At 68.7% G+C, this 2,629-nt stretch carries 3 protein-coding genes; all 3 read right to left on the reverse strand.

Annotated elements, in window-relative coordinates; all coding sequences use genetic code 11:
- A partial coding sequence (locus VGV06_18835) for an ATP-grasp domain-containing protein (GenBank protein HEV2057200.1) occupies window positions 1–1,169 on the reverse strand: 1,169 nt, incomplete at its 3' end.
- Between the two features lies 1 nt (window position 1,170).
- A complete protein-coding gene (locus VGV06_18840; protein HEV2057201.1) occupies window positions 1,171–1,599 on the reverse strand; it encodes a NifU family protein in 429 nt (142 codons plus the stop codon).
- A 90-nt stretch (window positions 1,600–1,689) separates the two neighbouring features.
- Window positions 1,690–2,343 carry a hypothetical protein gene (locus VGV06_18845; protein HEV2057202.1) on the reverse strand — a complete coding sequence of 218 codons (654 nt, stop codon included), beginning with the start codon at window positions 2,341–2,343 and terminating at the stop codon, window positions 1,690–1,692.
- Window positions 2,344–2,629 lie beyond the last annotated feature (286 nt).

Consider the following 2,629-nt stretch of genomic DNA (forward strand, 5'->3'; position numbering starts at 1 on the left):
GGCGATTCGGCGCGGGCGAAGATGAACCCGGGGTAGCTCGCGCCCTCCGGAAGCGGGACGAGGTCCTGGCCCGGATGGGCGGTGATGGCAACCTCGTCGATCCCCGGGACGGCCCGGGCCTCCGTCTGGCCGCGAATCTCCTTGAGCACCCCAGCGCGCGGGATCGGGATCATCATCACCCCAGCGGCACGGTGCTCGCGCTCGAGCGAGGGGATCTCCATGCCGAGCGCCTGACGCAGGATCAGTTCCTCCAGCGACAGGCCGGTGCCGAAGCGGAGGGTGCGGGAGCACAGCCCGCCGATGGAGCGTGCGGCGACCTCGATGACCCAGGGCCCGTGGCGATTGACCCTCAGCTCGGCGTGCACTGGCCCATCCCGGAGGCCCAGCGCCTCGGCTGCCCGTGCGGTGCAGGAGGCCACCTCTTCCTGGACAGTAGACGGAAGGCGCGACGGCGTGACGTAGATGGTCTCCTCGAAGAACGGGCCATCGAGGGGATCGGGCTTATCAAAGAGGGCGAGCACGTGGAGGTCGCCCTTCACCAGCAGGCCCTCCAGGGCCACTTCCCGCCCGGGGATGAAGCCCTCGACGAGAACCTGCCGGGCGGCTTCGCCGTCAGCGGCAGCCTCCGGCGTCCGGAGGATTCTCTCGAGCCGGCGGACCGCGCCGACGAACTGGGCTTCGCCATCCGCGCGGATCACCCCACGGCTGGCCGAGAGCATGAGGGGTTTGACCACGCACGGGAACGCCGTCCGCCGCGCCTCCACCACCGGGTCGTCGTCGAAGGAGCGCAGGGCGTACGGCGGCACGGGAACGCCGTCCCCGCGGAGCAGCGTTCGCATCCGGTACTTGTCGCGCGCGGCCGCGGTCGACCTGAGGGGGTTATGCGGGAGGCCCAGCGCGTTCGACAGGACGGCTGCCAGCACTGCCGTCGCGTCGTCCACGCCCACGACGGCATCGATCGGACGCGTCACCGCGAACTCGCCGACCTGGCGCGTCGCCTGGTCGGGATGAAGGAAGTCGAGCGACAGGAAACGGCCTGGCTGCGCCTGCTGGAAGACGTGGGCTCGCTCTGAGGCCACGACGACCTCCGCGCCAAGCCTCAGGGCGGCGCCCAGGAAGGCCGCCGTGCGGTACGTGGTGGTGGGCAGGAGCAGGAGAAGCCGTGGCATGCTACTTTTTCGAAGCCGCGGAATACGGGGTCTCGCCGCCGGCGTGGTCGGTCACGTCGATGATGTCGGCGACCTCGGGAAGCTCCTCCCGGATCATCGTCTCGATGCCCTGCTTCAGCGTGACGTCGGCCATGCCGCACCCCTGACAGCCACCGCCCATTTGGAGGTAGACCATCTTGTCCCTGACGTCGACGAGCGACACCACCCCGCCGTGGCCGGCGACGGCGGGGTTGATCGCCGTGTCGAGCAGGTCTTGGATCTTCGCTCTGATCCGGGAGTCCTCCTCCTGCTCCCTATCACTCCGCACGCTCTCATCGGACACGGCGTTGCGGCGTCCTTGTTGCTCAAGCGTTTCCGGTGCCGCCGGACTCGCCACCGCTTCATGTGACGTCCGCTCAGTGTCCCCGAACCACCGCCTGAAGAGTCCCATCGTCGCTCCTCCGCTCTGTGCGTCTTGGTCGAACTATACGCCCGCTCTCTCCGGCTGCAGAGGGCCGAACTGACCCTCGGTGGGCTCGGCTCAGCAGAACCACGGCTCGGTGAGCCTGGGCGGCCGGCGCCGGCCGCTCAGCGGTTCCAGCCTGTGGCTTTCACTGCACGCCAGGCCCGCCATGGTCTCGGCCAGCTCGCGGACCCGGACGAACGTGAGCGCTGGATCCTCCTCCGCCCGCGTCGCCTCCTCGACCATCGGGCAGACGGACTCGTGGAGGCGATCCATACGGGGATCGGCGTGGGTCCAGCGATACCTGAAGGAAGCCTGGTCGAGCGGCCCCAGAAACGGCCGGATCGCTGGCCGGTCGAGCAGTGCGGAGCGCGGCGGGACCAGCAGCCGGATCGTGTACTGCGCCGGGTCCACGTGGTCAATGAGCCCTTCGGGTTCGACGAAGTCGAGGATCTCGCGGTAGTCGTCCAGGGTCGTCCACGGGGTGAAGGCGACCCAGGTGGGACGAAAGGCGATCGCGGCGTCACGAACAATTCTGAGGGCCGCATAAACGTCCGCGCGGGTGTGCCTTTTTCCCAGATTCGCTAGCACGGCGTCGCTGAGCGATTCGACGGCGGAGACCATGAACACACAGCCGAGCGCGCCCAGCTCCGGAAAGATCGCGCGGCGCTCCAGGATGTGCTCGACCTTGGCCGTGAAGTCGAACGTGATCTCGGGGAACTCCTGGTGCATGGCGCGGACGATCGCCAGCGAGTGGCCGGGCCCGTTCAGGAAGTCGGGGTCGCCATAAGGTGATGTGGGTAGCGCCAGACCGCACGAGACGCCGGACGTCCTCTAGGACGATCTCCTTCGGGACCACGAAGAACCGGCCGCCGTAGACTGGCGGAATGGGGCAGTGAAGGCACATGTGGAGGCAGCCGCGGCTCGCCTCCACGTAACCGACCAGCGCGCGGGTGCCGTCGCGCTCCAGACGAGCGTACGTCTCGAGCCCTGTCAGCCCACGCCGGCTGGGGACCGG

This window comes from Candidatus Methylomirabilota bacterium (assembly GCA_035936835.1).
GTDB lineage: Bacteria > Methylomirabilota > Methylomirabilia > Rokubacteriales > CSP1-6 > AR37.